Annotated in this window: 20 protein-coding genes, 2 tRNA genes and 2 rRNA genes (1 of these 24 running past the window's edge); 20 read left to right on the top strand and 4 right to left on the bottom strand. The window is 42.3% G+C overall.

The window, feature by feature from the left end; all coding sequences use genetic code 11:
• Positions 1-84: 84 nt before the first annotated feature.
• The 6 genes from U5K72_06445 to alr all read left to right on the top strand — a co-directional run bounded on the left by U5K72_06445 (position 85) and on the right by alr (position 5,057).
• Positions 85-1,158: an alanine/ornithine racemase family PLP-dependent enzyme gene (locus U5K72_06445; protein ID MDZ7718443.1), complete on the top strand. Its 1,074-nt coding sequence runs from the start codon at positions 85-87 to the stop codon at positions 1,156-1,158.
• A 6-nt stretch (positions 1,159-1,164) separates the two neighbouring features.
• Entirely contained in the window at positions 1,165-1,809 is a 645-nt protein-coding gene (locus U5K72_06450) for a peptidoglycan DD-metalloendopeptidase family protein (protein ID MDZ7718444.1), read from the top strand.
• A gap of 162 nt (positions 1,810-1,971) precedes the next feature.
• Positions 1,972-2,199, top strand: a complete 228-nt coding sequence (locus U5K72_06455; protein MDZ7718445.1) for an addiction module protein — start codon at positions 1,972-1,974, stop codon at positions 2,197-2,199.
• A complete protein-coding gene (locus tag U5K72_06460; protein ID MDZ7718446.1) occupies positions 2,196-2,495 on the top strand; it encodes a type II toxin-antitoxin system RelE/ParE family toxin in 300 nt (99 codons plus the stop codon). The genes U5K72_06455 and U5K72_06460 overlap by 4 nt, the downstream gene beginning before the upstream one ends.
• 155 nt (positions 2,496-2,650) lie before the next feature.
• Complete coding sequence (locus tag U5K72_06465) at positions 2,651-3,790, top strand: amidohydrolase (protein ID MDZ7718447.1); 1,140 nt, start codon at positions 2,651-2,653, stop codon at positions 3,788-3,790.
• Positions 3,791-3,884: 94 nt separating this feature from the next.
• Complete coding sequence (gene alr, locus U5K72_06470) at positions 3,885-5,057, top strand: alanine racemase (protein ID MDZ7718448.1); 1,173 nt, start codon at positions 3,885-3,887, stop codon at positions 5,055-5,057.
• 101 nt (positions 5,058-5,158) lie between these two features.
• Here the strand turns inward: alr and U5K72_06475 are convergent, their stop codons facing one another.
• Positions 5,159-5,776, bottom strand: coding sequence for a flavin reductase (locus tag U5K72_06475; protein MDZ7718449.1), 618 nt, complete (start codon positions 5,774-5,776; stop codon positions 5,159-5,161).
• A gap of 8 nt (positions 5,777-5,784) precedes the next feature.
• Positions 5,785-6,471 carry an SDR family oxidoreductase gene (locus U5K72_06480; protein ID MDZ7718450.1) on the bottom strand — a complete coding sequence of 229 codons (687 nt, stop codon included), beginning with the start codon at positions 6,469-6,471 and terminating at the stop codon, positions 5,785-5,787.
• Positions 6,472-6,936: 465 nt separating this feature from the next.
• On the opposite strand from U5K72_06480, the gene U5K72_06485 reads away from it, so the two are divergent.
• The 9 genes from U5K72_06485 to U5K72_06525 all read left to right on the top strand — a co-directional run bounded on the left by U5K72_06485 (position 6,937) and on the right by U5K72_06525 (position 17,786).
• Positions 6,937-7,260 (top strand): hypothetical protein, encoded by a 324-nt coding sequence (locus U5K72_06485; protein ID MDZ7718451.1) that lies wholly within the window; start codon positions 6,937-6,939, stop codon positions 7,258-7,260.
• A gap of 112 nt (positions 7,261-7,372) precedes the next feature.
• Positions 7,373-7,633 carry a hypothetical protein gene (locus U5K72_06490; protein ID MDZ7718452.1) on the top strand — a complete coding sequence of 87 codons (261 nt, stop codon included), beginning with the start codon at positions 7,373-7,375 and terminating at the stop codon, positions 7,631-7,633.
• Positions 7,634-8,105: 472 nt separating this feature from the next.
• Entirely contained in the window at positions 8,106-11,234 is a 3,129-nt protein-coding gene (locus tag U5K72_06495) for a SusC/RagA family TonB-linked outer membrane protein (protein ID MDZ7718453.1), read from the top strand.
• 21 nt (positions 11,235-11,255) lie between these two features.
• Positions 11,256-12,746 (top strand): SusD/RagB family nutrient-binding outer membrane lipoprotein, encoded by a 1,491-nt coding sequence (locus U5K72_06500; GenBank protein ID MDZ7718454.1) that lies wholly within the window; start codon positions 11,256-11,258, stop codon positions 12,744-12,746.
• A gap of 24 nt (positions 12,747-12,770) precedes the next feature.
• Entirely contained in the window at positions 12,771-13,616 is an 846-nt protein-coding gene (locus U5K72_06505) for a hypothetical protein (GenBank protein ID MDZ7718455.1), read from the top strand.
• A gap of 215 nt (positions 13,617-13,831) precedes the next feature.
• A complete protein-coding gene (locus tag U5K72_06510) occupies positions 13,832-14,704 on the top strand; it encodes a TonB-dependent receptor (protein ID MDZ7718456.1) in 873 nt (290 codons plus the stop codon).
• 41 nt (positions 14,705-14,745) lie between these two features.
• Complete coding sequence (locus U5K72_06515; GenBank protein MDZ7718457.1) at positions 14,746-16,056, top strand: hypothetical protein; 1,311 nt, start codon at positions 14,746-14,748, stop codon at positions 16,054-16,056.
• On the top strand, positions 16,057-16,905 hold the full coding sequence (locus U5K72_06520) for a hypothetical protein (protein MDZ7718458.1): 849 nt from the start codon (positions 16,057-16,059) through the stop codon (positions 16,903-16,905).
• A 389-nt stretch (positions 16,906-17,294) separates the two neighbouring features.
• A complete protein-coding gene (locus tag U5K72_06525) occupies positions 17,295-17,786 on the top strand; it encodes a transposase (GenBank protein ID MDZ7718459.1) in 492 nt (163 codons plus the stop codon).
• Between the two features lie 165 nt (positions 17,787-17,951).
• Here the strand turns inward: U5K72_06525 and U5K72_06530 are convergent, their stop codons facing one another.
• Both U5K72_06530 and U5K72_06535 read right to left on the bottom strand, forming a co-directional pair.
• A complete protein-coding gene (locus tag U5K72_06530) occupies positions 17,952-19,262 on the bottom strand; it encodes an AarF/ABC1/UbiB kinase family protein (protein ID MDZ7718460.1) in 1,311 nt (436 codons plus the stop codon).
• Positions 19,263-19,934, bottom strand: coding sequence for a hypothetical protein (locus U5K72_06535; protein MDZ7718461.1), 672 nt, complete (start codon positions 19,932-19,934; stop codon positions 19,263-19,265). It lies immediately after the preceding gene.
• An 81-nt stretch (positions 19,935-20,015) separates the two neighbouring features.
• On the opposite strand from U5K72_06535, the gene U5K72_06540 reads away from it, so the two are divergent.
• The 5 genes from U5K72_06540 to U5K72_06560 all read left to right on the top strand — a co-directional run.
• Positions 20,016-20,789 (top strand): queuosine precursor transporter, encoded by a 774-nt coding sequence (locus U5K72_06540; GenBank protein MDZ7718462.1) that lies wholly within the window; start codon positions 20,016-20,018, stop codon positions 20,787-20,789.
• 272 nt (positions 20,790-21,061) lie between these two features.
• A 16S ribosomal RNA gene (locus U5K72_06545) occupies positions 21,062-22,600 on the top strand.
• Positions 22,601-22,793: 193 nt separating this feature from the next.
• Positions 22,794-22,867: transfer RNA gene (locus tag U5K72_06550), tRNA-Ile, on the top strand.
• 148 nt (positions 22,868-23,015) lie between these two features.
• A tRNA-Ala gene (locus U5K72_06555) sits at positions 23,016-23,089 on the top strand.
• Positions 23,090-23,354: 265 nt separating this feature from the next.
• Positions 23,355-24,858: ribosomal RNA gene (locus tag U5K72_06560) — 23S ribosomal RNA — on the top strand (it continues 1,519 nt past the right edge of the window).
• The 16S and 23S rRNA genes sit together here with 2 tRNA genes alongside, the layout of an rRNA operon.

The following is a 24,858-nucleotide window of genomic DNA, read 5'->3' on the forward strand; positions in this document are numbered from 1 at the left end:
CTCATCAAGGTTAAGAAGAGTATTTAATTCAAATTAAATGAATAAAAAAACCATAAGCCGGTATCCTGAAATCATAAATCCAATATGGCTTATTTAAAATTATACAGAGAGGAGTTGCTGCATAATTTCCACTTCCTGGATGAGCTGTTTAAAGAAAACAGCATCAAATGGGGAATTACCACCAAGCTATTTTGTGGGAACAAGGCCTTCCTCAAAGAGGTGATCGATCTTGGAATCGGTGAAGTTCACGATTCCAGGGTGAGTAATTTGAAAGTAATTAAGAAGCTTGACCCGGAAACGGTAACGATCTACATCAAACCGCCGCCGAAAGATATTGTTCGTGATGTTGTAAAATATGCAGATATCAGCCTGAATACGGAGCTGGCAACACTACATGAACTTTCCGAGGAGGCAGAACGCCAGGATAAGATCCACAAAGTAATTATTATGATTGAGATGGGAGACCTGCGTGAAGGAGTTATGCGGGATGATCTGATCAATTTTTATGAGAAAATATTTCGCTTGCCGGGAGTTGAAGTGATAGGTCTCGGTACCAATCTGAATTGCCTGCATGGTGTACTGCCCGACGGCGATAAACTGATACAGCTTGCACTCTATAAACAGATTATTGAGCTTCGGTTTAAGAAAAAAATCCCGTTAGTATCCGGCGGAACCACAGTTACAATTCCGCTATTATTGAGGAATCAGTTACCAACAGGTATTAACCATTTTCGTGTAGGCGAAGCTCTGTTTTTTGGTAAAAACCTGTTTACAGATGGTGTGATAAAAGGGATGAGCGATCAAGTTTTGGAACTCTATACACAAATTATTGAGCTTTCAGAAAAACCAAAAGTACCCATGGGTGAACTGGGAGTTAATCCTCAGGGCGAAACCGCCGAAATTTCTGAAGATGATGTTGGAAAAACATCTTACAGGGCAATAATAGACATTGGTGTTTTAGATATTCAACCCAATTATCTGATACCTGTGGATGACAATATTACCATTTCTGATGCCAGTTCGGATATGCTTGTTCTTGATGTGGGCTCAAACCCCAAGGACTATAAGGTGGGGGATATGATACGGTTTAAGCTTAAATACATGGGGGCTCTCGGGTTGATGAGTTCCGATTATATAGAGAAGAAAGTAACAGATTGACAGAATATGGACCTGGCAGAACTGCCCTCAGTTGATTTCGAAAGTATAATAAAATCGGCGGTTAAAGAGATGGAAACTCATCCGGTTATGGATCTGCCTGATGAGTACACTGAACTCGATCTCACCTCTGAATTTGATCGCGATTCTATGACCGCATTTATTAAATCAGGCGGCTGGGCCGTAGGCGGTTACCTGGAAAGAAGAGCCATTATGTACAATGCTCCCCGCTATGCAGACGGCCGGGATATCCACATGGGAATTGATATTTGGGCTGAAGCCGGCGAACCTGTGTATGCTGTTCTTGATGGAGAGGTCGCTTATTCCAAATTTCAAAACGACGAGGGCAACTACGGCGGTACTCTAATCCTGAAACATATCATTGAGGGCCAGGAATTGTACGCATTGCATGGTCACCTTTCCAAAAAGAGCCTGGAGAGGCATATTAAAGGAGAAAAGTTTAAGACGGGTGATGTGATAGGCTGGCTGGGAGAGGAATCTGAAAACGGAAATTGGCCTACACATCTTCACTATCAACTCTGTATTGAAGATCCGGGTGAACCGGACATGCCCGGCGTTGTTGCTAAAAAAAATCTGATTCGAGCACGCGAGCGGTATCCCGATCCAAGAATTTTACTTGGTGATATTTACTGAATTTTTGTAGTTCTGTTGGTAAATATGTTGGCCAGGTATTGCAATTGATGTTGGGTAAATTGGAATAAAAAAAATTTCCGATGATGATATTATTCCAGTGTAGTATTGTTTAGGTATTTTTATCATTATTTTAGTGAAAATCAGTAAATCAATAAAATCCAGATGAAAACCAAACAGCTGATCGATGAAATTTCTGATTTGCCGGTAGATCAACGGGCAAAAATTGCGGATCATATTTTAAAAACTTTAAATACTTCTGATCCAAACGTGGAAAAAGCCTGGTTCCAAGAGGTAGAGACACGTATGGAAGAATATCGGAAAGGCAAGGTGAAACTCATTCCTGCTGAGGAAGTTTTCAAAAGTCTAAGAGAGATTACTGATAAAGAATGAGAGTTGTATTCCACCCTGAAGCTAAACAGGAAGCACAACGAGCAACGATTCACTATACAGAGATTCACACTCAGCTTGGAATAGATTTCAGACAGGAATTAGAAGAAGCTGTTTCAAGAATTATCCAAGTTCCAACCGCATGGCATTCGATTAAAAAAAGCTATCGAAGATGCTCGCTGAAAAGATTCCCATTTGGGATTATTTATCATGTAGATGAGCAGAAAAATGAATGCCAGATTTATGCAGTAATGCATTTCAAAAGAAAACCAGGGTACTGGAAATCCCGAAAATTTTAATATGAGATGTGCTGTTTAATTGATGCAATTATTAAAAACAGTTTTTTTATTATTGAAAAAATTGTACTCAACCTGATTTTGCGAAATAAGGTTTGGAATTGATAAGCCCTCCTTTGAACTTAGTGAACCATAATTTAAATATGTTATAAAAAAGAATGCAATCAGACCTTATTCATCTTCGGAAAGAGATTCATCAAAATCCTGAAATTTCCGGGAAAGAAAAGATGACTGCTGAACGAATCACACAAGAACTGCAAACCATTGGTGCCGATGAGATTTATAATAACATTGGCGGATATGGGGTGCTGGCAAAATGTAGTTGTTCTTCAAACAAACCAACGAAGAAGCTTCTTTTCAGAGCTGAACTGGATGCTATATCCGTACAAGAGGAGACGAATCTACCCTATCAATCGAAGATTAAAAATGCTATGCACGGGTGCGGCCATGATGGACACATGACAATTCTAATTGGTTTGGCAAAAGAATTGCACAAAAACCGTCCGGATAATGTTGATGTGTATTTACTATTTCAGCCCTCGGAAGAAACGGGCGAGGGGGCAGCCAGAGTGCTTGATGATGAACGATTTAAAAAATTGGAGATCGACCATGGCTTTGCTCTTCATAATCTGCCCGGATTTCCTGAAAAAAGTATCATTTCGAAACCGGGACCATTTGCTGCGGGCTCCGTGGGTCTGGATATTTCTATCCTGGGCAGATTCAGCCATGCTGCTTATCCCGAACGCGGACTGAATCCGGCAGCGACTGTGGCAAGCCTGGTTCAAAATGTTGAGCAGGATATGCAGGTATTTCGGGATGAAGCTGAAAGCAATAAAATTATTTGTACGTATATAAATATGGGAGAGCGAGCGTTTGGAATTAGCCCGGGAAAAGCAAAAGTGGGGTTTACGATTCGATCTGCATCAGACGAAAAATTAGATACGGGCATAAAATTACTCCTTGAAATCATCAAAGAAAAAAAAGATGAATTCGACGGAGAAATATCCGTTGAAAAAGTTGAACCATTTCGAACAACCGTTAATAGCAGGGAGGGGGCAGAGATTGTAAAAATGGTTAGTAAAAGAGAAGGTTTAAATTTCCACGAGATGCAAACTCCATTTCCCTGGAGTGAAGATTTTGGGGAGTTTGGGCAACAATTTCCAATTGCCATTTTTGGTTTAGGTGCCGGTAAGGATAGACCACCGTTACATTCAGAAAAATACGATTTTAATGATGAGCTGATTCCATCGGGAATAGCAATGTTTAAAGGAATAGTTGACTATTACCGATCATTGTAGTTTTTTTGGATGCAGTCCCATTTTGTGAATTCTCATAGCAGGTTTGCTCTCCGGGTCGTTTTGATCACCACACATTTAAGTTCTGTAGTTTTTTATGAAATCATCATTTCTCCAGCCTTCCGTAATTGAACTGGACGAAGGCGCCCTTAAAAACAATATCCGTTTCTTAAAAAATCGAGCGAATAACTCCATAAAACTCTCATCCGTAATTAAGGGTAATGCATACGGGCACGGCATTACTAACTTTTTGCCAATGGCCGAGACATCCGGAATGGATCACTTTTCCGTTTTTAGTGCCAATGAAGCCTTAATAGCTAAAAAGACACAAACTTCCCCTGATACGAATATCATGATTATGGGGATGATCCGTGATGATGAACTGGAGTGGGCAATTGAAAATGATGTAGAGTTCTATGTTTTTGAACTGGATCGGCTGAAAGCGGCAATCAGCAGTGCTGAAAAAATGCAGAAAAAAGCACGGATTCATCTCCAGATAGAAACCGGCATGAACAGAACCGGTTTTGAAGAAACAACCTGGAAGTATCTGTTTGAGACGGTTCAAAAAAATAAAAAAAACATAACGATCGAGGGAATTTGCACGCATTACGCCGGGGCGGAAAGTGTGGCCAATTACTATCGAATTGAGCACCAGAACAAGCAATTAAAAAAGGCTATAAAACTTGCCCAAGATATTTTAGGTGAACTCCCGCCTGTCCATGCAGCAAGCTCTGCTGCATATTTATCGCAACCGGATATGCATTATGATATGGCCCGCATCGGTATTGCCCAATATGGTTATTGGCCCAGCCGTGAAAACTATATGCATGTTATGAAATCCCTTGACCTGGAGCAGGGTGAAGATCCGTTAAAACGTGTGATGTGCTGGAAGAGTGAGGTGATGAATATTAAGTGGGTTGACAGTGGTGATTTTATAGGATATGGAAATGTGTACCTGGCCGGGCGGAAAATGAAGATCGCAACGGTTCCCATTGGGTACACGCACGGTTTTGGACGAAATCTGACCAATGCCGGGTATGTACTTATCCACGGAACGCGGGCCGGAGTTGTGGGGCTGGTCAACATGAATATGATAACCATCAATGTGACTCATATCGATGGAGTCATGAAGGGGGATGAAGTTGTACTGATCGGTCAACAAGGAGAGGATGAAATTACGGTGGCATCCTTCGGAGAGATGACAAATAACCTGAATTATGAGGTACTGGTACGCCTTCCCACCACAATTCCGAGAATTGTTAAAAAATGATCTAAAACGCATTTACCGATTAACCTACGGACGCTTGAAAGACCTTAAACCGGTAAAGGCGTGATCTATAGATTTTAAAGAGAGTCCGGTGTTTTTTAAATTTATTCTTCACCTGATAGTTTAGCGTAACCGAATCGTTGTGGCTTTTCTGGTTTGTGATAGGCGTCCAACCCGCTGATCGTCATAGTTTTCGCTTTGTTCAGATCAATATGCCCGTCAGGTTCAACAAATTGATCGGGTACTCCTATCTCAACAATCTCTCCTACAATTAAAACAGTATCATTAATAAGAATTTTATAGTGATCTTGATATTCCAATCCGATCTTTACTGAAGATTCAGAAACGTAAGGTGCATACACTGTTCCAGAATATTCCTCTTTAAATCCAACCTCTGAAAATTCTGATCTGTTTGATGGATACCGGGCTGAGGTTTGATGAGCACCTTTTGCCTGGAGGGATGAAATATGGTTGATAGTGTAGCTCTTTGTTTGCAGGATATTGTTGAACGTATCTGGTGGATCATCCCCGGGCTTTACAAAAAAACCAGCCAGCGGGGGATTGGATCCCAGGTGAGTTACGCTGCTGAAAACGGCAACATTTGTGATTCCATTTCGTGATTTAGTCCCGATAAGACTGGCTGATTTAAACCCGGTTACACTGTTTATAAAATGTAACCGGTAGATCTCATTCATCTGTTTAATATCCTGTTTGCTGATCATCCTCATGGCTACATCTGTTTGATTGAGGAGAGTCCGCCATCCAGGTGTAAAATCTGGCCTGTCATCCAGTCCGATTCATCAGACAGTAAATATTTAGCAGCTTCTGCAATATCTTTCGGTTTTCCAATTCTTTTGAGAGGATGCCTCTCTTCTGATCGCTCTCTCTGTTTATCATTTCGCAGCAGATTTTTTGCCAGCGGAGTATCTACAATAGACGGGGCAATTGCGTTAAAACGAATATTTGGAGCATATTCAGCGGCCATGGAGCGTACAAAACCTTCAACAGCACCTTTTGCGGCTGAGATGGACGCATGAAAAGAGAGCCCCTGCTGAACTGCAACTGTAGAAAACATTACAACGGAAGCTCCATTAGATTCCTTCAAATTATCCTCATATTTTTTTATTGCTTTCACAGCACCAAGGAAGTTAATTTCAAAATCGTCTTTAAAATTTTCCTCTCGGAGCATTTTAAAGGGCTTGAGATTGATGGATCCCGGCAGGTAAACAAATCCTTGAATGGGTTCATCCAGGTCAGGAAGTTCGTCTTTTGTAATATCTGCCTGGTGATGGGTTACGCCATCAAGTCCGGGATTATTCCTGGAAATGATGGTTACTGAATGGTTCTCTTTTAACAGTTCTGCAAGTTTTAACCCAATTCCGGTACTTCCGCCAATTAAAACAATATTCTTACTCATTTTCATAAAATCTGATTCGTTGTAGTGGTCAATTTTCTAACTGTTTTTACGAACAGATACCAATATCAGTTCGTTCTGAATTTTTAAATAATAGATGAACAAAATGATTGAAGACCGCTTAAACAGAACCCGGAAATGATTTATTATTTTTATTCATTCCTATAAGGAGGCTTTGCAAAACCGTGGTTATTGGTCAATCTGAACTCGATTCAGATTCTCCATTCGTCTTTATAGCCTGTATTTGGAGATCCTGAATCCCCCGGAGGGATCCCGATGGGAAAGTTCAGGATGACGGTCAGAGTTTTGCAAAGCCTTCTATAAATATATTATTTAACCGGTAAACACGTTTATTTGGCAATTTTCCATCAAACTCAGAAAATGAAACCTTTAAGAAGATCATGTTCAGCTATAATACTTTTTGTTTTAATGGTGCCCGTTTTGTTCATAGGCAGTTCGGGCAAAGCAATGTCGCAGCGTATAGGAATAGCACACGATGATTATATGCGTGCCATTGGTTGGGAGGATGATTTTTTAGTAATGAAAAATATCCTTCAGAATGAGCTTGCAAACAAAGTGGAAAACAGGACGAGTGATTATTACGAAGATAACGCCAATTTTTTCTCAATGGTGCTATTGTTGAGTGGTGTAAAGCCTGCACACTACTATAAGCTTCAACAAAATGGAGTGGATGTGGTCCATGCAATCACGGCAGATGTCCGCCCTTTTGATGAACAATCACTACTTTCAGATGTAGCAGTTGTTGGATCCGTAACGGAGATTTTATCCTGAAGAGTATGATGACGACGGATTTGATGTAACACTTACTATAGAAGTCACCGAATTATTGAAAGGTGAGATTCCTAAAGATACTATTTATATAAGGCAGAGAAATTCATCACGTTTGTCCGGAAGCGATAACCGTCCTGAATTGAATCAAACCTATCTTTTTCTACTATCCAGTGGTATGTATGGATATCATAAAGCCAATCATCAAATGCGGGAACAGGATGAGATTGTGGTATCGCCTCCGGAATTTGGGAAAGAGAGCGTGTTTGTCATCTACAGGCTCTATCCATATAGGAATGGGCAATTGCTGCGGGCCCCTCAAAACAGGGATTTGGCTTTTAATGCTCTTCGTTTTGTGGACGTTTTAATACGTTAGAGATAGAAACTTATAAAGTTTAGCTTTTTCCTGAAATACAATTAAAATCGCACGAGTCTTGATCATCTCATCTCAAAAATTTTAGTCGTTAATTTTGTTTTCGCCAATAGCGCAACTGGCAGGGTTGAGGAGAGCATTTCTTAAAAATATAGCAAAACACTTATTTTTTTTAATCTTAACTACACTTTTTTTTAAAAAATTATGGAATGATAATCAATATTAAGTGTGTTTTAGGTTTTGTTATGATGTATTAGAAAAGAATATTATTAAGTTGAAATGAGTTCATTCAAGTACTAAATTAATCTATCAAGTATGAATGTAGGCTTTGAAGTAAGCAAGTGCTTTCGAAGGACAATAACCAAAACATTACAGGCGTAAAAAAATCGCTACAACTCTTCTGAGATTTGAAATGCTTATCTTCTTGGGTACATCTGCTTTTATTACTTAACCAAAACAATAAATGAGGTCTTATATGAATTATAAGCTACTAAGTACATGGTTGCTTTGCATGTTCTTTGTGTCTTCTGCTTATGCTCAGACAGGTACATTGACAGGTACAGTAACAGATTCAAGAACCGGTGAAGAAATTCCGGGAGTTAATTTATTTATTCCAGATCTTGATCGAGGTGGAGGTACAGATCTTGATGGTGTATATAGCATTCAGAATATACCCCTTGGAGAATATACTGTAACAGTATCTTTTATCGGATATGTACGACAAGAATTAAATGTTGATATATCAGCCGGTACCAATACTGTAGATATCCAACTCGTGCAGGATTTAGTCGGACTGGATGAAATTATTATTACCGGCCAACAAATTGAACGTCAATCAAGATCCGTTGCCTATTCAATATCAACGGTAACAGGAGAAGAAGTATCCAAAGCCAGAGAAACTAACTTTGTAGATGCTTTAGCCGGTAAAGTGCCGGGAGTTCAGGTTCAAGGACAATCGGGTAATATTGGTTCTTCTACCCGTATTACTATTCGTGGTATTTCATCACTTTCTGGTAGCAATCAACCTTTGTTTGTTGTTGACGGTGTTCCAATTTCTAACTCCAACATTGTTGGAAATACAAGTCAGGACAGGTTAACCGGCGCTGTTGACGTTGGAAACAGGGGCGGAGACATTAATTCAGATGATATTGAAAGTGTAACCGTTTTAAAAGGTGCTGCCTCTGCCGCTCTGTACGGCCAGCGTGCTAAAAATGGTGTAATTTTGATTACTACTAAACGAGGTTCTGCACAGACCGGCCAGTCGGTAACTGTTAATTCAAGTGTTCGAACATCTTCCCCGTTGCGCTTACCTGATTTTCAAAATGAGTATGCGCAGGGCGATAATGGTAAATACGATAGTAACAGCCTGAACGGATGGGGACCAAGAATCGATGGCCAGCAGGTTGAAAACATCCGGGGCGAAGAAGTTACACTTCAGGCATATCCTGACAATGTCGAGGATTTTTACAGAAGTGATTTGACGGCTATTAACAGCATCTCATTTTCTAACGCTGATGAGGTTTCTGATTTAAGAGTAGGTGTAACGAAAACAGATCAAAGTGGTATTGTTCCTAATAACAGGCTTGACAGGACAGCTGTTACTGTAAATACAGGCAGAAAGATGACTGAAGATCTTACTGTCCGATTGTCCGGAACTTATACTGATTATTCTACAACCGGTAGAGCTGTAGCTGGCGGAAATGATCCGAACGTACTTACTTCGTTGATCAATACACTGCCCAGAACAACAGACCTTGCTGGAGAACTAAAGGATTATAAGAATGAAGATGGCACTCAGCGCGCGCTCTCTTCACAAACCAACAACCCATACTGGATTGTTAATGAGAATCCTTTTAAGAACTCTATTAAAAGAGTGTTCGGAAATGCACAAGCACGTTATTCACCGCTTGAGTGGCTTTCACTCACAGCAAGAGCTGGTTTAGACTATTATACTGAAGAGCGACAACGACAAAATGCTGTCGGAACGCTTGGCCGTGATGATGGTGATTTTTCGCTTGATATTATCCAGGAAGAACAGATCAATATTGATCTTATGGCAGAAGTTAACAGAGATATTAACGAAGATATCTCTTTCCAGGGAGTTGTTGGTTATAACCTGAATACACGTGAACAAAGTATTTTAAATAATACAGCGTCAACTCTTGATGTACCTGGACTGTTAAACTTTGCGAATGCATCTTCAAATAATCCTTCAAACTTTTTTAGCGAACGAAGATTATTTGGTGTATTTGCAGATGCAACATTCGGTTATAAAAATTATCTGTTCCTAAACGCCACTGGTAGAAATGACTGGTCTTCAACACTTCCTGAAGATAATAACTCATTTTTCTACCCATCAATAAATACAAGTTTCGTTTTTACGGAAGCGTTTGATGTTGCAGGTGACATTCTTTCTTACGGTAAATTGCGTGCCAATTATGCCCAGGTAGGTAGTGATGAAGATCCCTATCAGTTGGACTTTAGGTATTTCCCTGTATCTTCAATTTTTGGGCAATACGGTACTGGTGCTACATTCCCGTATGGAGGAAGAACCGGGTTTAATGCAACAGCTACACTGCCGCCACAGAATCTGAAACCTCAGTTGCAGAAATCATTTGAAGTGGGTGCAGAGTTGCAGTTCTTTGATGGTAGATTTGGATTCGACTTTACATACTACGATGTGAGGACAGAGGATCAAATTATCTCGATCCCAACACCTGAAACAACAGGTTTTGCAGCTTTGAGAACCAATATTGGAGAAGTATCCAATAAAGGAATTGAGTTGTCGGTGAATCTGAATCCTATCCGGACAAGAACATTCAATTATGTTGCAACGGTAAACTTTACAACGAACAATAACATTGTAGAGTCCCTTGCACCTGGCGTGGAAGAGATTGTGATTCAAAGCGCATTTAATGGGTTACAGGTTCGTGCTGAACCCGGGAAACCATTAGGATTGTATGGGCCGGGCTTCCTGCGCGATGAAGATTCAGGTGAACTGATTATCAACCCCGATACAGGGTTAATTCGTACAGGCGGGGAAACACGTCTTGGTAAAATTGATCCTGATTACAGGCTCAGCATGAATAATCAATTTAGTTACAAAGGATTGAATTTTAGCTTCCTGTTAGACTACAGAGAGGGTGGTGTTCTTTTTTCACAAACTGTTGGTTCTCTCAGAAGAGCAGGAGTGGCTAAAGAGACCCTCGAAAACAGAGGCGGCACCTTTATCATAGATGGCCTGGTTGAAAATGCAGATGGAAGCTTTAGCCAAAACACAACTCCGGTACAGGATGTGGAAGCTTTTTGGAATAACTATTCCAGTGCAAGTGTACATGAAGGAAACACATTCAGTTCTACTTATGTGAAGCTCAGAGAGGTTAAAATTGAATACGATCTGCCCAGAAGATGGATTGAAAATACTCCATTGAGCAGCCTCTCCGTAGGTGTTGAAGGTAGAAATCTGTTTTTACTCTATAGCGAAGTTCCTCATATCGATCCGGAAACAGGCCTGTTTGGTTCTGCTTCTAACGGACAGGGTATTGAATGGAACGTGTTACCTTCTACCAGATCTTTTGGTGCGAACGTCCAACTAAGATTTTAATCCAACAAATTGCTGATTATTATGAAATTATCTAAAACACTAATTTTATTGACAGCGCTACTGTTTGCGCTGACAAGTTGCGAAGATTATTTGGATATAAATACAGATCCAAATGCCGCAACTTCGGTATCGCCAGATCTGTTGTTCCCAACAGTATTGGCAAATGTTGCTGCTAACCGGGCAATTGAGATTATGCCCTCAAACGCATTTTTTATAAATGCATGGGCACCAAACGGTTCTGCGGGGGTATTTATTAACCCAGATAGATATACCATTAGTCCATTTTCCACAGGGAATACCTGGAGCAACTGGTATGGTACAAGTTCCAGGAACCTTACGCTGATGATTCAAGCAGCTGAAAATCAGGAACCAACAAGGCCAAATGTAGCTGCCCAGGCTAAAATCATGCAAGCCTATCTGTTCTTCTCATTAACAATGATGTGGGAAGACGTTCCATTTACTCAAGCTCTTGATCCAGACGAATTTCCTGAGCCGGCATTCGATGATCAGGAAACGGTGCTCCGGGGCGTTGTTACAATGCTGGACGAAGCCATTGGCCAAATTCAGCTTGGTGAAGAAGCTGTTGGAGATGGTGATTTGATCTATGGCGGAGATATGATGCAGTGGACTAAATTTGCGAATTCATTGAAGCTAAGAACCTATATGTTTTTGCGAAATCAAGATCCATCAGTTGATAGTGAGATTAGCTCATTGCTGAACAGTGCTGAATTGATCCGAACAAATGCCGATGAAGCATCCATTCCGTTTTTCGACTCGAATGATAATGCTCATAATGTTTGGGTATTAAATAATCTGTTTGGTGGTTTTACGGATGCCGGTAACGGGAATAACTTCATTTTTGCAGGCGAGACTCTTGTAAATATCATGAACGATCTCGAAGATCCCAGAAGGGAAACATATTTTGCCTACCCAACCTTCGATGGCGGGGAAACATTTGAAAGCACAGAATATGTGGGACAAACTGCCGGAGTTTCTGATTATGGAGATGATACAAGTATGATTAGTCAGAATATTATTCGGAGAGACTGGCCTAACCGAATACTTACTGCATCAGAAGTTCTGTTTTACGAAGCGGAATTTCTTGCAACCACAGGTGATCTGCCCGGTGCTTACGATGCTTATATTGAAGGTGTAAGAGCATCACTCGATTTTCTGGCTCCTTATACGGTATTGAATTCACGAACGGGTCAGTCTGATGGCATATCAGATGCGGAAAAGGACGATTACATAGCGAATTTGCCAGGTGCATTTTCCAGCGAAGATCAGGCCTTAGAAGCCATACATACCCAACAATATATTGAGGTATGGGATCGCGCACCGGAAAACTGGAGCCAATGGAAACGTACGAAGTTCCCGAATCTGGATGTAGCACAGAACGCTGATTTAGGTGGTATAATCCGTCGTTTCCCTTATCCACCGGACGAAATTTCATCAAACCCAAATACACCACAGGATCCGATTTTGGATACCCCAATGTGGTTTGAGAACTAATTATAAACTTTTAGATATAAGACTATGAAAATTTATAAAATAATAGTTGCGTTATCAGTTCTCACGCTACTTATACTGGGGTGTGAGAATGTGAATGAACCTATCTCTTACGAGGATATGACTGCACCTTCCTTTGTTACCATTAGTACGGAAGGTCAACATGTAGCTGCTGGTGGATCACTCGAAGTAGTGTTTCAGCTTGGGCAGACACAGGAAGAAAATGTGACTGTTGAGTACTCTATCAGTGGCGATGCTGTAGAAGGTGAAGACTATGTTTTTACTGAAGGATCACCCGGTACAGTAACCATAGAGTACGATTCTGAATCAACAAGCCTTGATACGGGCTCAATTACTCTTGATTTCCCTATTGAAGCTGCACTTGGAACTGCCAGAAATCTGACGTTTACACTTCAGAGTGCAACAACTGAAAGCGGAGAATCTCTTACAATTGGCCGTGGTGATATAGGTCTCGAAAGAACCTATGTTATCAATGGTTTGGGTGAGGCAACAGTGGGCACTTACGATTATTCTGCTGTAACATCATTTGGGGACTTTGAGGGTACTCTGGAAATCACAAAACCTGATAACCCGATAATTGTTGATGGAAGTCCATACTTATATGTAACTAATAAAATAGCTGCTGATGGCGGGGATATTTTTAGCGTTGATGTTGCCTATGCATTTAATGTAACTGCTGGCGGTGATATATTAGGCGCTCCAAATGCACATGAGGAAGGTTTTGAAACCATAATCCTGGATGTGGGTGGTAGCTACGATTTCGACACAGATGAAATATTCTTTGACATTGTATTTCAGTGTTGTGGTGTAGAGGGTGCTCAAATACAGAAAACAGCCACATTACAACCTTAAGTTCTATACTTTAAAAATAAAGCCACCTTGTGTAAGGTGGCTTTTTTTTTATCAAAAAATATTGAATAGTTACCCATCAAGTGAATTTTGTACATGTATTCTACAAAGGATTGATCCGATAAATAAAAATGGTGATAAAGTATATTCCAGTTATCTTTTCTAATATATTTAGAAATAAAGAAGACTATTTTTTAAAGGGATTCGGTAACGTTATCTTGATTTTAATATTTGCAATCCCATCCGAACTTTACTCTCAATCTGTTACAGTTAGAGGAATTATCACAGATGCATCAAATGGACAGACGATTGTGGGGGCCAATGTCCTGCTCTTGAATCAGGAAAATGAACAGGTAAAGGGTACGGTAACCGATAGAAATGGACTATATAGATTGCAAAATATCCGTCCCGGAGAGTATCAAATCAGGATCAGCTATGTTGGATATTTAACGTCTCTGGATACATTACAAATCGAAAGTGGGGATGAAACGATTACATATAGTGTTCCTATGCGTGTAGACAATGCACAGCTTGATGAACTGGTTGTATCAGTAGAAAGTGAAGCGGCGAATATAACAGGTGGCCATCAAAGGGTATCTGCGGTAGATTTGACACGGGTTGTTACACCGGCCGGCAGCGGTGATATGGCCAGCTACTTGCAGGCACTGCCGGGTGTGGTTTCGGCAGGAGACAGGGGCGGGCAGCTTTTTGTGCGCGGGGGAACTCCATCAGAAAATCTGGTTTTAATAGACGGATTAACGATCTATCAACCATTTCATATCGTAGGTTTCTTCTCGGCATTTCCGGAAAACCTTTTGGCAAATGCCGATTTCTATGCAGGCGGATTTAGTCCGAAATACAGCGGCAGAATATCCTCGGTTTTAGATGTTCAGATGAGAGATGGTGATGTAAGCAACTTGAATAGTAACGTTTCAATCAGTCCGTTTCTTGCTGAAATCCAAATGGAGGGGCCCCTGGGTGAGGGTGGAAATGCATCATGGATTGCATCTGTCAGAAGTTCGCAAATTGAACGTACAAGCGATCTATTCCTGGAGAAACTCAACCGCTTCGGTTTGACAGTCAGTTTTTGAAATTAACCCGATTTAACGATGATGGAACCCGCTGTTCGGCAATGGCTATGAGAACATATGACAGGGGCAAGCTCGATTTTGAGAAGGGTAATAGTTTTAGCTGGTCCAATTTCGTGATTGGTGGAAAATGTACCCACCTGCCACCGGAGTCGAACACATTTGTTGATTTTAATTTTGGTCTTTCCCACTTATCAAATAAAATGGGCGGCACTGCAGAGACGAACCTATCGTCGGGTCTCACTAAGTTTAGTTTAGACCTGGATATAAATCAAAATGTGGGGGATGTAAAATTAAATTATGGTGTGAATTCTCACATGAAGTGGATCAACTACAATATTGAAGAACTGTTCCAGATCCCACAGAGCGAAACAGATATTTTGCTTGGAGTAGGTGCTTACACGGAAGCAACTATTCCGTTTGGTGATAAAATTACGATACGTCCCGGCGCTTCCCTCTCATTTTATGCCAATACGTACAGCCCAAGTATTGAACCGAGATTTCGATTTACATGGCAGCCATTTGAAAGTGAAAACCAGGAATTCAATGCATCTGTGGGGATTTACCGCCAGGCAATTGCAGGAATCTCTGATTTAAGAGATGCTGGATCTGCATTTATAGCGTGGTTGCCTACTCCGAATGATGAGAGAATGGAGGCCATTCATACATTGGCTGGCTGGCAACAGAAGTTTGGTAATGGTTTTCAGATCTCGGCAGAAGGTTATCACAAAAAATTACAAAATATTCCGGTGTCGGTGTGGAGCACCATTGCCGAATTTACTACAGAGATCGATTTTGCTAATGGAGATATTTGGGGAGCAGATCTGCGTCTGGAATATAATCACAGGTGGTTTTATGCATTCTTGGGATATGGGTACTCCTGGACGAAATATCGCTCGGCACAAGAAAATTTCAATGAATGGTTTGGCAGTCCCGTTCAATCCTATCACCCTGGGCACGACAGGCGCCATCAAATCAATTCGATGGCCTCCGTATTTTTTGGAAAATATACCCTCGGCATTCGCTGGCAAATGGGAACCGGATTACCCTTTACCCGTCAAATGGGTAATGACGGAATTTTTATGTTTGAAGAGGGACTGCCAAATATTCGAACGGATTACGGGACGCCCAGGGTTATTTTAGACAGGCCGTTTGAAGGACGAACGCCTACCTATCACAGGTTGGATATATCTCTTGAAAGGGAATTCGAATTTGACTTTGGATCACTGATTGCCCAGGCTGGAGCTATCAATACTTACAACCGGGTGAATCTTTTTTATTACGATGTATTTACGCAGCGTAGGATCGACCAACTGCCATTTGCTCCCTATGGATCTCTTAAAATGGAGTTTTAAATGAAAAAGATTATTCGCTCAAATAAATTACTGTTGGCTATTTCTCTACTGTTTATAGCTTTGTTCAGCTTGAATAGTTGTGATGATACGCTCGATCCTGTAAAGGAGAATGACCGGTTTATCTATTCCATCTATGGCTACCTGGAATCTTCAGCAGATACACAATGGGTTCGCGTAATACATCTCCAGGAAGAGATAGATACCACAGGAGGGGGAATAGATGGTACAATAAAAATGGAAAATCTTGAGAATGGAGAATCCAGTATTTTAAAGGATTCTCTTTTTCAGTATTCTGAGGATGTTTACGCCTATAATTTTTGGACCAAACAGAATATTGAACCCAGGGGTACATACAGGATAACCGCTGAACGTTCTGATGGAGCGGTAAGCAGCGTTACCGTAGAGATTCCCGATACGTTCAAAGACCCGGTTTATTTTCCGCCTGCGACACCGGGAGATCCCGGCAGATTAGTTATTGAGGAAATTGATAATCTGGCGGATGCATCGATTCGATTTAAAATTAGATACAACGTAGCCGGTTTTACAGTAAACAAGTCCATTCCAATCATTGCCGATACTATTTCAAGAGCAGCCGGTTACTATATCCCAATATTTCCCAATCAAATTGCACTGGCCACTAAAGATCTTGATACTGTAGATATTTTTGATTGTGAACTATATGTGGCTCAGGCTGGTGAAGATTGGGTAGACTTCCCAAATATTGACCGCAACTTAATTGCATTACCAGAGGGTATCTCAAATGTTGAAACAGGTACTGGCTATGTTGTAGGAGTTACAAGTAAACGTATTCCTTATCCCAATGGAAGTTGCACCGATCAGCAGGATTGAATGAATCATGAAAACGTATTTTCTTCAACCGAAAGAATGTAGCTTTTTCGTAGAAAAGTAGATTGAAGTTCAATTTTTCAGATGAAAATTCTGAATGACTTCCTCCACAATCTCTCTGGATTTTCTTGTCTGCACGGTGGCCTTTAACTTCATCAGAAAATGATAAAGTTCCAGGTGAACTCTGGTGGTAAAGATAAAGTGTTTACTTCCCCCACAACTGGCGCAAGCGTCCGCTTGTGCCTTATAAAACATCTATTCTTGCACTTTACACAAACGGACTATAATATGTAATCAATTTTACTATTCAATTCAGAACATATCGATAGAACAAATTGAGCCGAAAATACAAAATCAGGGATCAGACCTATCCACACTTTGTAAGTTTTGCCGTGATACACTGGATTGATCTTTTTATCCGATCTGCTTACCAAAATATTTTGGTAGATAGTCTCTCTTATTGTCAAAAAGAAAAAGGATTGCTTCTGCATGCTTGGTGCATTATGCCCAGCCATGTACACTTGATAATGGGTACAAAGAAAGATCCAATGGAAAATATTCTTCGCGATTTTAAAAGTTTTACTTCAAGAAAGCTAAAAGAAGAGATTCTGACCAACCCGCAGGAAAGCCGTAAGGAGTGGATCGTTTGGATGATGAAACGGGCAGGAATAAAAAATAGAAATAATAATGACTGGCAATTATGGCAGCAACACAGCCAGCCTGTTGAATTATCCTCAAATGAGATGTTGGATCAACGGTTAAATTATCTTCATAATAATCCGGTTGAAGCAGGTTTTGTAGATCATGCGGAATGTTGGAAATATAGTAGTGCCACAGATTATACTGGCCAAAAGGGATTGCTACAAGTATCTTTTATTGAATGATTGATCTGAGAGGCCCATAAGAATGTTGATAAGACGGCAGGGGGGCACAAGCGGACGCTTGCGCCAGTTGTGTTACGAGTAAACGTGTTTCGTATCCACACGGAAGTTGCGCCGATTAGATTAATGAAGCCCGTTAACCATACTATCAGGAGGGAAGCACACGAATCAATTCTTATGAAAATTGTGAATTACTTCCTCTACAATCTCCCTTGATTTTTTTGTCTGCACCACAGCCTTCAGTTTCATCAAAAAATGATATAGACCAAGATGAACCCGTGTTGTAAATATGAAGTGTTTACTCCCCCGGGGGCCGCTCGTAATAGGTGCATTTTTTGTATAGCCAGCCATAATTCGCTTGTACTCTTCATCTCCGAAATTAAACTCATCTTCTATATACGGTAGTGCAAACGTGTAACCGTAATTCTTGCAAAATTCGTAGATAGCTTTTTCAGACTTACTGTTCTCGGGGTCAGTTCTTAATACATCTAATTCTTTATACAATCGGATAATCTCTTGATCATTCCTTTTTAAATGAACAGGCAACAGTTTTAGATAATTGATAAAAAACTCTTCAGGGAAAGACTTTACACAACCGTAATCAACAACTCCAAGTTTGTTATTTGGAGTGAAAATAAAATTTCCCGGATGTGTATCTGCATGAATCTCTTTTCGGTCTTTTATCTGTTGATGAAAAAAATCCCAAAGCAATTGTCCATAATAATTTCTGGCTTCTTGGGTGGGATTGGATTCCAGGAACTCCTTCAGGTGAACTCCCTCAATGAACGTCATAGTCAACACTTTTTCAGTTGAAAGTTCCGGTATCCATTCCGGTGTTACAATTCCATTGGAGGCAAAGCGCTCATGAAATCGATTAATCGACTTACCTTCCTCAATATAATCGGTCTCTTTCAGCAGGGTTGATTCGATTTCGGCAATGTAATCATCAAGCTGAGCGCTGTTTGCAGCTAATCGTTTAAAGAGTGATCCGGCCATAGATATATCAGACGAAATGGTATCCCGAACACCAGGGTATTGAATTTTAATAGCAACAGATTGACCATTTTTGAGCCTGGCTTTATGAACCTGTCCAATCGATGCCGCCGCTAACGCTTCCGAGTTGAATTCGTCAAATATTTGTTCGGGATATTTTCCGAGTTCACGCCGGATAATAGATCTGACAAGAGAACGGTTTATGGGTGGCACTTTATATTGGGCTTGAGTCATCACCTCGGTAAACTCTTCGGGCAAAAATCCTTGGTCTATACTGAAGGTTTGAGCAATTTTTAAAGCGGTACCGCGCAAATTGGTGAACTCGCCGAACACATCCTCTGCAGTTTTTTTGTCAACATCGGCTTTTTCAGATTTACGGCCCGTAAGTGTCTTCAAATAATGAGATGCATAATTCTTGCCAACTTTGAGTCCCGTTTTGGCAAAAATTTTTCCTCTCTCATATTTCGAAGAAGGAAAATCTGTCATTTAAGATTTCCTCCCTGAATTTGTAATACCCGAAAACGCCTGTTTAAAAGGAGAGTTGTAGAACAGAAATTTTCCAAAGTCGAATCCTTTATCAAGAATTTTATTGTAGAAAAGTTCCTCAATGAGAGAACACCATTTATCAACAAGGGCAAAACTCTGTTCAAATTTTTCACTCTCATCATTCGACCAAAATAGAATCAGAGCATGAAAATGACAGTAAATCGTATTAAAAAGCAGACGATTTACAAAAAATGATGCAGAACCAGACAACTGGTCATCGGATTCGAATATTGATTTGAGCTCTCGTTTAAACTCTTTCTCAAACGCGGTATTAAAAGGACTTTTTACGATAAATTGTTTATACGTTTCCAAAACAAACTCCCTGTACTCTAAAAACTCATCCAGAAGTGTTAGAAAGAGATTGCTCATTTTTTCACTGAGGGAAAATTCTGCATAAGAATCAATCAATTTAGTTTGATCTTTGCAGATCAGTAATCTCGATTCATAAAAATAAAGCAGAATCGATTTTCTGTTCGGAAACAGTTCAAAAATTTCTGAAGATTTCATATCCAGCCTCTCTGCCAACGACTGGATGGTAAAGCGGTTATTTTCTATATATCTTTTTGCTGCTGTTTCGCTGATTTTTATTTTCTTTTTTGTCTGTTTATCCATAGTTCCAAATCTATTTTGAACGGCATTGAATCATCCTTAGTTCTGTTGCTTATAACCAATTTCTATTATTGAAAGGTTCATATGACGTTAGATTCTGTACGAAAATCGAATTCTCACAAACGCGATATTCTTTTTCTAAGTTTAACAGGTATTTTTTTAACGGCTTTGATTTTCGGGAATATTGTAGGAACAACAAAATTTGTAACAATATTTTCGTTTGAGATGTCTGGCTGGTTACAGTCAATTACTCCGTCACTTGTAAGGGATGGAAAAACATATACCATGAGTATACCTGTTGGGCTGCTGGCTTATCCATTCACTTTCCTTGTAACTGATTTAATTTCCGAACTTTACGGAAGAAAGAAAGCACAGACGGTGGTTTGGATCGGTTTTTTTATGAATATGTATATGCTTCTTTTGATGAGTATAGGCCACTGGTTTCCAAATACTTATGGAGTAAGCGGTGGATTGAACCTGTTTGAAGGTGTTTATGATTTTGTAGTAGCAAATACAATATCCAGTATGATTGCATATCTCATTGCGCAAACTGTAGATGTAAGATTATTTCATTTTTGGAAGAGGATAACAAAAGGAAACTATTTGTGGTTACGGAATAATGGTTCCACAATGTTTAGTCAGCTTGTAGATAGCACGGCCATTTTAAGTATTCTCTATTTTTCGGGAAATCTTGGTGACAATATTACGAATCTTTACCTATTGGGTATTCTTATCGTCAACTCTTATATCTTTAAGTTTTTATTCGCACTCTTCGACACCCCAATTGTGTATGCGGCCATCTGGTTTTTTAAGGATTATGATGAAGATCCGGAAGGTTATAAATTGTACAAATCATAGTCTAAATGGCTTATGTCACTGGGTATTCAGTACTTACTTTAGGGTGCGTTGGGTAGTAGAAATTTTTAGAAAAAAAACAGAGAAATTGATTGACATTTGGGACTGACTACCCCTATCTTAGTAATCCTTTGGCGGATATGATATGCCAACATTTGTTGGTTTAATTCATGTCCGTTTTTGTTCTTTAAAATATTGAAACACAAACAGACATAAACAGATTGTTGAGTGAGCTGGGGGATGTAATTTTCCAGAGTGTACTATTAAGTAGATATACAATGGAGAGTTTGATCCTGGCTCAGGACGAACGCTGGCGGCGGGCTTAACACATGCAAGTTGAAGGAGAAGCCCTGACTTCGGTTGGGGTGGAGACTGGCGCACGGGTGAGTAACGCGTAGACAACCTGCCTAAATCTGGGGGATAACCGCCCGAAAGGGTGGCTAATACCGCATAATGCAGCGGGGCCGCATGGCCACAGTTGTTAAAAGCTTCGGCTGGATTTAGATGGGTCTGCGTGCTATTAGTTAGTTGGTAAGGTAACGGCTTACCAAGGCGATGATAGCTAGGGGGTCTGAGAGGATGATCCCCCACACTGGGACTGAGACACGGCCCAGACTCCTACGGGAGGCAGCAGTGAGGAATCTTGCGCAATGGGGGAAACCCTGACGCAGCCACGCCGCGTGCCGGAAGACGGCCCTATGGGTTGTAAACGGCTTTTATTTGGGAAGAATCTGGGGGTTTCGATCCCCACTGACGGTACCAATTGAACAAGCACCGGCTAACTCCGTGCCAGCAGCCGCGGTAATACGGAGGGTGCAAGCGTTGTCCGGAATCATTGGGTGTAAAGGGTGCGCAGGCTGGCGCCTAAGTCGGAGGTGAAATCTTGCCGCTTAACGGTAAAATGGCCTCCGATACTGGGTGTCTTGAATCTGACAGAGGTCGGTGGAATTCGTGGTGTAGCGGTGAAATGCATAGATATCACGAAGAACATCAGTGGCGAAGGCGGCCGGCTGGGTCAGTATTGACGCTGAGGCACGAGAGCGTGGGGAGCGAACAGGATTAGATACCCTGGTAGTCCACGCTGTAAACGATGTATGCTAGTTGTAGGGCTTTCGGGTTCTGTGACGCAGTTAACGCAGTAAGCATACCACCTGGGGAGTACGTTCGCAAGAATGAAACTCAAAGGAATTGACGGGGGCCCGCACAAGCGGTGGAGCATGTGGCTTAATTCGATGCAACGCGAAGAACCTTACCCGGGCTAAATCTCAGGCGACCGCCCCCGAAACGGGGCTTCCCTTCGGGGCGACTGAGAAGGTGCTGCATGGCTGTCGTCAGCTCGTGCCGTGAGGTGTTGCCTTAAGTGGCGCAACGAGCGCAACCCCTGTGGTTAGTTACCAGCACGTCAAGGTGGGGACTCTAGCCAGACTGCCTACGCAAGTAGTGAGGAAGGTGGGGACGACGTCAAGTCATCATGGCCCTTATGTCCGGGGCTGCACACGTGCTACAATGGATGGTACAGAGGGAAGCCACCCCGCAAGGGGGTGCAGATCTCGAAAGCCATTCCCAGTTCGGATTGGAGTCTGCAACTCGACTCCATGAAGGTGGAATCGCTAGTAATCGCGTATCAGCAACGACGCGGTGAATACGTTCCCGGGCCTTGTACACACCGCCCGTCAAGCGATGGAAGTCAGGAGTACCTGATGTCGCCGTGCTAATCCCTTCGGGGAAGGCAGGTGCCTAGGGTAAGCCTGGTAACTGGCGCTAAGTCGTAACAAGGTAGCCGTACCGGAAGGTGCGGCTGGATCACCTCCTTTGCTAAGAGGAAATTGATCGCCCGGCCGCTCAGCAATCTGTTTATGTTTGTTTGTGTTTTGAAGTGGACAGGAGTCCTCCGCAGGAGCGCAGCAGGGCTTTGTAGCTCAGGTGGTTAGAGCGTCCCGACAGGGTTGGCGGGAAGGTCGCGTTTTTCGACCGGTCTGACTTACCGGGGAGCAAGCCACAAAATATGGGCTTGTAGCTCAGGTGGTTAGAGCGCACGCCTGATAAGCGTGAGGTCGCAGGTTCAACTCCTGCCAAGCCCACTTTGGATTTTCGATTGATGAATGTTGATTGCCGGTTTAATCAATCGGCAATAATAAATCAACAATCAAAGGGGCTATAGCTCAGCTGGTTAGAGCATCCCGGCACGGCCGGGAGGGTCCGGCGGGCAATAAACCTGGAAGAAATTTTGGGGCTATAGCTCAGCTGGCTAGAGCACCTGCTTTGCAAGCAGGGGGTCCGGGGTTCGAATCCCCGTAGCTCCACAAGCCGGGCGATGGCCGGCCGGGCCGGCAGGCTCAGTATTCAAATGACAGATGGTGCCGTTGAGGCATCATGTGTGATTTAAATATTGATTCATTCCGCCGTTGGCGGAAACGTTCTTTGACATAGTGGTAGTAAATGCTGTGTATGTGTGTGTTATTATTATTCCTCACACACGTACCAATTTTATGATTAGATCGAGGTAAAAAATCGAGCTCATTGCTTATGTGCGGGTTTGCTCAACCAGGTGTTGTGCAAACCATGCAAGTAAAAGCAGAAAAGGGCACACGGTGGATGCCTAGGCATACAGTGGCGATGAAGGACGTGCTAAGCTGCGAAAATCTGCGGGGAGCTGCAAAGAAGCGTTGATCCGCGGGTATCCGAATGGGGAAACCCATCCGTCGTTAGACGGATATTCCTTCGGGAAGGCAAACCCTCCGAACTGAAACATCTAAGTAGGAGGAGGAAAAGAAAACAATAGTGATGTCCCAAGTAGTGGCGAGCGAACGGGACGGAGCCCAAACCCTGTCGGGGCAACCTGGCGGGGGGTAGTAGGACCACAAGATCTGAACCAACGGCGAGTCGAAGCTGACTGGAAAGCAGCCCCATAGACGGTGAAAGGCCGGTAGGCGAAGCTGGAGGGGAGGTAGTGGTTATCCTGAGTAATGCGGGACCGGTGAAATCCTGCATGAATCTGGCGGCACCATCCGCCAAGGCTAAATACATCTGTATGACCGATAGTGGACAAGTACCGTGAGGGAAAGGTGAAAAGAACGCCGAGACGGCGAGTGAAATAGTACCTGAAACCGTGTGCTTACAAGCGGTCGGAGTCTCGATGCATGACTGAGTGTACAAGGCGAGCTTTACGTGAGCCGTCCCAACTGTGTTGGGAGCGAACGAAAAGCCCCAGCCATGGCAGTGAAATAGCTGGCAGGCGGGAGCGTTGTGGACTGAGTCATGTGTCGGGATGACGGCGTGCCTTTTGTATAATGAGCCTACGAGTTGCTCCTGTCGTGCGAGGTTAATCCGCTCAGCGGAGAAGCCGCAGCGAAAGCGAGTCTGAGAAGGGCGAGCAGTACGGCGGGGCAGACGCGAAACCGGGTGATCTATCCATGGTCAGGGTGAAGGTGCCGTAACAGGTGCTGGAGGCCCGAACCGCCTGGCGTTGAAAAGCCATCGGATGAACTGTGGATAGGGGTGAAAGGCCAATCAAACCCGGAAATAGCTCGTACTCCCCGAAATATATTTAGGTATAGCGTTTGCCATAGAGCCTGCCGGAGGTAGAGCACTGATTAGGCTAGGGGGCTTCACCGCCTACCAAACCTAGACAAACTCCGAATGCCGGCAGGTGTTGGCAGGCAGTCAGCGGCAGGGTGATAACGTCCTGTCGCGAGAGGGAAACAACCCAGACCATCGGTTAAGGTCCCAAAATACCAGCTCAGTTGAACAAAGAAAGTTGGATTGCCCAGACAACCAGGAGGTTGGCTTAGAAGCAGCCATTCCTTAAAAGAGTGCGTAATAGCTCACTGGTCGAGCGATCCGGCGTCGATAATTTGCGGGCATAAGCTGGTTACCGAAACCATGGATTCTATCACTTGATAGAGTGGTAGGGGAGCATACCGACTCCGCCGAAGGCGGCCTGTGAGGGCTGTTGGAGGGGTCGGCAGAGAAACTGTAGGCATGAGTAACGATAAGACGGGTGAGAAACCCGTCCACCGAAAACCCAAGGGTTCCTGATCAACGCTAATCGGATCAGGGTTAGTCGAGTCCT

The sequence above is a fragment of the Balneolaceae bacterium genome (genome assembly GCA_034521495.1).
In the GTDB taxonomy this organism is placed as follows: Bacteria; Bacteroidota; Rhodothermia; order Balneolales; family Balneolaceae; genus Rhodohalobacter.